7 protein-coding genes and 1 tRNA gene are annotated in these 6606 nt (G+C 71.3%); 4 read left to right on the forward strand and 4 right to left on the reverse strand.

Annotated elements, in window-relative coordinates; genetic code table 11:
• Positions 1 to 290 precede the first annotated feature (290 nt).
• On the forward strand, positions 291 to 1244 hold the full coding sequence (locus tag J1C73_RS23345; RefSeq protein ID WP_207318145.1) for an alpha/beta fold hydrolase: 954 nt from the start codon (positions 291 to 293) through the stop codon (positions 1242 to 1244).
• Positions 1245 to 1289: 45 nt separating this feature from the next.
• Here J1C73_RS23345 and J1C73_RS23350 read toward each other — a convergent pair whose 3' ends face one another.
• From J1C73_RS23350 to J1C73_RS23360, 3 genes are all read right to left on the reverse strand, one after another.
• On the reverse strand, positions 1290 to 1787 hold the full coding sequence (locus J1C73_RS23350) for a phospholipase (RefSeq protein ID WP_207318146.1): 498 nt from the start codon (positions 1785 to 1787) through the stop codon (positions 1290 to 1292).
• A gap of 305 nt (positions 1788 to 2092) precedes the next feature.
• Positions 2093 to 2488: a hypothetical protein gene (locus J1C73_RS23355; protein ID WP_207318147.1), complete on the reverse strand. Its 396-nt coding sequence runs from the start codon at positions 2486 to 2488 to the stop codon at positions 2093 to 2095.
• A 140-nt stretch (positions 2489 to 2628) separates the two neighbouring features.
• Complete coding sequence (locus tag J1C73_RS23360) at positions 2629 to 3555, reverse strand: SDR family NAD(P)-dependent oxidoreductase (RefSeq protein WP_207318148.1); 927 nt, start codon at positions 3553 to 3555, stop codon at positions 2629 to 2631.
• 148 nt (positions 3556 to 3703) lie between these two features.
• On the opposite strand from J1C73_RS23360, the gene J1C73_RS23365 reads away from it, so the two are divergent.
• Together J1C73_RS23365 and J1C73_RS23370 are read left to right on the forward strand one after the other, a co-directional pair.
• Positions 3704 to 4570 (forward strand): helix-turn-helix transcriptional regulator, encoded by an 867-nt coding sequence (locus J1C73_RS23365; RefSeq protein ID WP_207318149.1) that lies wholly within the window; start codon positions 3704 to 3706, stop codon positions 4568 to 4570.
• A 124-nt stretch (positions 4571 to 4694) separates the two neighbouring features.
• Positions 4695 to 4769, forward strand: a tRNA-Trp gene (locus J1C73_RS23370).
• Positions 4770 to 4839: 70 nt separating this feature from the next.
• Here the strand turns inward: J1C73_RS23370 and J1C73_RS23375 are convergent.
• Entirely contained in the window at positions 4840 to 5841 is a 1002-nt protein-coding gene (locus J1C73_RS23375) for an EamA family transporter (protein ID WP_207318150.1), read from the reverse strand.
• Between the two features lie 162 nt (positions 5842 to 6003).
• Between J1C73_RS23375 and J1C73_RS23380 the strand changes: the two genes are divergently transcribed.
• Positions 6004 to 6606 (forward strand): LysR family transcriptional regulator (locus tag J1C73_RS23380; RefSeq protein WP_242644586.1); only part of this gene is annotated, 603 nt, incomplete at its 3' end.

Below are 6606 nucleotides of genomic sequence, written 5' to 3' on the forward strand. Positions count from 1 at the left end.
TCCCCTCGGGGCGTGGCGGTGTGGACCGGAGCCTGCCAGCGGGACAGAAAACAATCAAGCATGCTTGCATTATTTTTGCCGCGCGGTACCTCCGGGGAAGCGCTCGGGGGATACCCCCACCCTCGCCAGGGGCCTCAGGCAGTCCCGTATCGGGCGGGCAAGCCCCATCGACCGGGAAACCGCTTTCAACAAGGATTACTGATGTCCGAACGAGCCCGACCGGGCACGCCGGACACATCAGTGGACATCCCGCACCAGCCTTTCAAATGACTCCGAGGAATGACGAAGCCATGACTGAGACCGTACGGAAGAATCGCCGCCTCCGGCCCGCCATCGTGGGTATCTGCCTGGCCGCCGCACTGACCGGAATCACCGCCTGCGCCGATTCGACCCCGTCCGATTCCGGGAAGCCGAAGAGCCCCGGCCAGTCGTCCCACGGAAATTCCGGGGCCCCGGCCGCCGTGCAGCCGTCGGCGTCCGCCGCCGCGGCGTCCCTCCGCATGGTCGAGAACGGTGACCACAGCCTCGCCTTCCAGGTCACGCCCGGCCACCTGCCGGCCCTGGTCCTGGACGCGGGTGGCGGCGAGGACTCGTCGTACTGGAAGAAGATGGCGCCGGAACTGGCCAGGAAGACCGGTTCCATGGTCGTCACGTACGACCGGGCCGGAATGGGGAAGAGCGACGAGGTCCCCGGGGCGTGGAAGGTCGAGAACGCGGTATCCGATCTGAAGGCCGGACTGACAGAGCTGGGAATCACCCATGACGTGATCCTGGTGTCGCATTCCCAGGCGGCCGAGGTCGCCACCTATTTCGCCAAGGAGAACCCGAAATGGCTCTCGGGCGCCGTCCTCGTCGACGGAAGCCTGCCCGAGTTCTATACGGACGAGGAGACGGCGAAGATCGAAGCTGCGAACCAGGCCCAGGTGGCGGCCCTCAAGGACCAGCCCTCGACGCAGCAGACCCGCCAACTGCTCGCGACCGCGGACGGCTACGGCGCGATGCACCGTGCGTACCACCAGGTCTCCTGGCCCCTGAGCGTCCCGGCGACGGCCATCGTCTCGGAGAAGACCCCCTTTGAGACACCCGAGGACGCGCAACTCTGGCGCAACGCCCAGCAGGAGTTCGTGAAGGGGGCCCCGAACCGCGACCTCGTGACCGCTGCGAAGAGCTCGCACGACATCGCCGGCGACCGTCCGGATGTCATCGTCACGGCGGTCGGGCAGATGCTGAAGGCCGCGGGCTGACCGTGAGCGGTGGCGGCCCGCCACCACTCACGGTCATGGGCCGGGTCAGGCGGACTGAGCCGCTCTGTCGGCGTCGGCCCTCGCCGGTGCGACGCCGAAGATGTCCACCGCGTGGTAGTACGTCCAGGCCGTGGCGTTGCACGAGGTCAGCGTCGCGCCGGAGTAGGCGGCGCAGACGCGCTTGAGGTCCTCGTAGAGGGCGGAGTCGACGCGGGCCTTGTTGGCGGAGAACGTGCCGGCGGCCTTGTAGTTGCGGTAGCCGAAGTCATGGCGGGCGCAGGCCGTTTGAAAGGGGAAGCCGAACGGGTTGTCGGGCGAGGAGCTGCAGTAGTCCGTGGACCAGTCGAAGCCGTAGGCGCCCCAGGCGCCCTGGTTGTTGCGGGCGGCGTTCCAGGCGTTGTAACTGGAGGCGCTCGTCTGGGTCCAGGAGCTGAGGACCTGGGGCTTGTCCGCAGGGGCGGCGGAAGCGGATACGGCGGGCAGCAGGGCGAGCGGGAGCGACAGGGCGGCCGTGGCGAGCAAGGTGGCGAAGCGGCGACGCATGTACAACCTCCGGGGCATGTGGGGGGAGTTGCGGCAGCTGAGCGTCTCGTGGGTCTCATGAGGCAGCTTCAGCATGACGTCATGTACATGGCGTGTGTGGCGGTTTCGTCAATTGGCCTCGGCGTTTCGGTCGGGATGAGGCCGGAAGCGGGGAAGAAGTGCGAAAAGTTCCTTCCGAGCTGGGGTGTTGAACCTTGTCGAGGGGTTCTGTCGGTCCAAGCGGAACGCAGCCGCCTCAGACCGGCCGAGACGACGAGGGGGCGTAGCTGTCGTCGCGCGCCCGCTAGGGATGGCAGCACGAGCGCTCAGCGGGTCAGCGTCTCGTAGCCGCTGTCTCCGCAGTACTCCACGACGCGCCCCTCCGCCTCGGAGTCACCGTTCTTCATCGCCGCCGCCGTCGCCTCGCCCAGGGTGCGGCCTCCGCCGACGGCCTCGTCCCGGAGCGGTTGCATCGCGAGGAAGGCGTCCTCGGCGACGGCCCCGACCTCGTCGTAGCCCGACGACTCCGACGTGTCCGTGTCCGTGTCCGTGTCCGTGTCCGTGTCCGCCGCGTTCCGCGCCTTCTGCCACGCCCCCAGCTGCGTGCAGTAGTTCTCCCGCTGCTCGGTCAGCTGCTGCTCGCTCGTGCCGTTGGCCGAGGAGCACCCCGCCGACATCGCCACCAGAGCGAGGACCGGGAATACCGTCCTCAGTACGCGCACCACGTTGCCCCCGGCCGGAATTGCGCCCGCTCGGCGCTGTCACCCGCAATTTCCGCAGCAGGATACGCCCTGGGGACATCTCGTCCGACGGCCGTCACCCGGCCGCGGGGTGGCGGGTTCAGGCCCGGTGCGGCGGGTGGCTACCGCTCGGACGCGTACGCGCGGAACCGTTCGACGGCCTCCCAGAGTTCGTCCTCGCGCCGCGGGTCGTAGGACTCGTCCGACGAGCGGTCCACGCGGCCGCGGTCGACGTAGGAACCGGTCGGCGCCCGGGTCGTGCCGAGGACGATGTCGGCGAGGTAGCGGCCTGCGGCGTCGCGGCCGGTGGCGAAGGGGGTGAGGGTCATCACCGGCATGATGCGCCGCATCGCGAACCGGGAGACCGGGCCGGCGTTGCGGGCGAGACCGGTGCCGGGGACGAATCCCGGGTTGTAGGCGACCGCGTCGATCCCGGCCGGCAGGCGGCGCGCGTACGCGTGAACCAGGTAGATCGCGGCCAGCTTGCTCGTCGAGTACGCGGTGCGCCCGCCGGCCGGGGTGTCCGGCCTGGTGAAGGCGCCCGTGCGGGCGAGGGTGTCCGGGGACGTCCAGGCCGGGCCCGGCACCATGCCCAGGTTGTGCCGGAAGTCGCCGAAGTGGGTATCGCTGACCGTGATCACCATCCGGGCGGGGGCGGCGAAGCGGTCCTGGAGCAGGCGCACGAACAGGTGGTTGGCGAGCACGTTGACCGTGAACGTGGCCTCGAACCCGTCGGCCCCCTCGGTGAGCGCGTTGGTGTACTGGATACCCGCGTTGCCCACGAAGCCGCGCAGCGGCGGCAGGTCACCGCGGTCGAGCCGGTCGCGGATCTCGGTGGCGGCCCGGCGGACGCTGTCCAGCGAGCCGAGGTCCGCCGGGACGTACGAGACCGTGTGCCCGCCCGTGGCGAGTTCCGCGGCGAGCCGTGCGCCGGAGGAGCCGCGGGCGACGACGAGGAGGTGGACGTCCGGTGACCGGCGCAGGATGTGCTCCGCGGCGGCGCGGCCGATCCCGCGGCTCGCGCCCGTCATCACGATGGTGTGCTTCATGGAAGGTTCCTCCACTCGTCGGCCGATGGCGCCCGGCTCGGGCCCATGTCCACGTTCGCCGCGAGCGCCACCGCCGGCCAGTACCGTCCCCGTCACCAGGACTGGCAGTACCCAGGCTCATCTCGCGCCGCGCGGCGAGAATGGACCCATGGCTTCAGCCCGCTCAGATTTCGCCGCACTCCTTCGCGCCTGGCGTGACCGCCTCTCCCCGGCCGACGCCGGCTTCCCCGTGACGCACAACCGCCGCGCCCCGGGACTGCGCCGCGAGGAGCTGGCCCAGCTGGCCGGGCTCTCCGTCGACTACGTCCTGCGCCTGGAGCAGGCACGTGCGAAGAACCCCTCGGCCCAGGTCGTCGGCGCCCTGGCCCGGACCCTTCAGCTCTCCCGCGCCGAGCGCGACCAGCTGTACCGGAGCGCCGGGCTCCTGCCGCCGCGGGACGGGACGGTCGGCACCCATGTGCCCCCGGGCATCCAGCGGCTCGCCGCGCGTCTCGGCGACGTTCCGATCGGCGTGTTCGCCGCGGACTGGTCCCTGGTGTGGTGGAACGCCATGTGGAGCGCCCTGCACAGTGATCCCGCCGTCCTCCCGGCCGCCGAACGCAATCTCGCCCGTGCGCTCTTCGGCACCGGTCCCGCACGCTCCCTGATGCTCCACATCCGCTTCGAGCACGGACAGGACGCCTTCGCGGCGTCGATCGTCGCCGACCTCAAGGACGCCGTCTCCCGCTATCCCGCGGATTCCCGGCTCGACCGTCTCGTGCGGGAGCTACGGGAGACATCCGACGCCTTCGCCCATCAATGGGCCGCACCGACGGTCGCCGCCCCGCACACGAATGACCGCAAGACGATTCGGCACCCCGAGGTCGGCGACGTCCTGCTCGACTGCGACGTTCTCGTCGTCCCCGGCGCCGACCTGCGCATGGTCACCTACACGGCAGCGACCGGAAGCGCCGAGGCGGGGAAGCTCGACCTTCTTCGCGTCACAGGAGGTCACACGGCCGGCGCGCTTCCCTGACCGGCTGCCGCTGAGCGGTTTCGCCAGGTGCGGGTCCGCCCAAGGGCGAGGCGTCCCCCGCGTGCGCGCGACGGGCACATTCCCGCGCCCTCCGCACGGGCCCCCGTAGGATGCCGATCGGGGCGGAACCGTAGCGCAGAGGTCGTCGCGCGCGGTCTCCAAAACCGCGAGGACGCCGGTTCGAATCCGGCCGGTTTCGCCTTGCCGCCGAGTCCGGGGGGTCCGAACGGGAGTTGGCCGCATCCGCTCCCCAGGGCCACGCTCCCGGCTCACCCGCCCCCCGACTTCCGCAGCCCCCTCACCTGGCTGCGTACCGCGCCCATGCTCGCCCCGATGACCAGGGCGATGGCCAGGGCGTCCGTGGTGGAGAGCGCCTGGTCGAGGATGAGGAAGCCCGCCGTGGCCGCGATCGCCGGTTCCAGGCTCATCAGGATCGCGAAGGTGGGCGCGGGCAGCCTGCGCAGCGCCATCAGTTCCAGGGTGTACGGGAGGACCGAGCTCAGCAGCGCGACGGCCGCGCCCAGTCCGAGCGTGCTGGGCACCAGGAGCTTCGAGCCCGACTCCATGATGCCGAGCGGCAGCGAGAGCAGGGCCGCCACCACCATCGCCATGGCCAGCCCGTCGGCCTGCGGGAAGCGGCGGCCGGTGCGGGCGCTGAAGATGATGTACGCCGCCCACATGACCCCCGCGCCGAGGGCGTACGCGGCGCCCACCGGATCGAGCCGGTCGAAGCCGCCGCCGCTCAGCAGCAGGACCCCGCCCAGCGCGAGGGCGGCCCAGACCACGTTGACCAGGCGACGCGAGGCGACGACCGAGAGGGCGAGCGGGCCCAGCACCTCCAGGGTGACGGCCGCGCCGAGCGGGATGCGGTCGGCGGCCTGGTAGAAGAGCGTGTTCATACCGCTCATCGCGACACCGAACGCGAGCACCGTGCCCCAGTCGGCGCGCGAGTGGCCGCGCAGCCGGGGACGACAGACGACGAGCAGCACCAGGGCGGCGACGGCCAGCCGCAGCGTGACGACACCGAGGGCGCCGGCCTTCGGCATCAGCAGGACCGCGACCGCCGATCCGAACTGGACGGAGAGGCCGCCCGCGACCACCAGCGCGATCGGGGCGAGCGCGGCCCTGCGCCCCGCGGCGGGGGCCGGCCCGCCCGGTTCACCGAGGCCGGTGACTGCTTCCGGGCCGGGATGGGGCCTCGCCCGTTCGAGCGAAGCCGAGAGCTTGGGGACGGCTGCGGCCGATTCTGCGGCGGTGCCCTGGTCGTTCACCTGTGGCCTGACTTCCTGAGTTCACGAATACGGGGCAAGTGCAACACAGTGCACTACCCAATTGAAGATACTGCACTCATTGCATGCAGCCCATCCTCTTACCGTAGGCACCTGCGCGCGGCGCGTGAAATGCCTACTGGGCTCCCGTTATGCTTCCCGCGCATGAGTACAGGACAGGGCGCCGACCGAAGCACGGGAACAGGCGAGGGCAGGGACCAGGGCGCGGACCAGGGCGCCGGACGCGGGGTCGAGATCCGCCATCTGCGCGCGTTCCTCGCCGTGGCGGACGAGTCCAGCGTCACCCGGGCCGCCGCCCGGCTCCGGCTCACCCAGCCCGCCGTCTCACGGACCCTGGCCGCCCTGGAGCGGCACCTCGGCATCCGGCTCGTCGACCGCTCCACCCACCACCTGGTCCTCACCCCCGAGGGCGTCGCCTTCCGCGACAAGGCCGCCGCCGCGGTGGCCGCGTTCGACGAGGCACTCGACCCCGGCGGGCTGCGCAGGTGGCCGCTGCGGCTCGGGCACGCCTGGTCCGCGTTCGGCCGGTACACCACACCGCTGCTCCGCAGCTGGCAGGAGCGGTATCCGCAGACCCCGCTCGAACTGCTGCGGATCGACGACCGCACGGCCGGCCTGACCCGCGGTGAGGTCGATGCCGCGCTGCTGCGCGGGCCGGTCGACGCGCCCGGCCGCGACCCGTTCCTCGTCGAAGAGCACCTCGGTGAGGAGGCCGGGCGCGTCGACCGGCCCGCGCAGCAGCGCGGC

Origin of the sequence: Streptomyces laculatispora (genome assembly GCF_017353455.1) — a bacterium.
GTDB lineage: Bacteria > Actinomycetota > Actinomycetes > Streptomycetales > Streptomycetaceae > Streptomyces > Streptomyces laculatispora.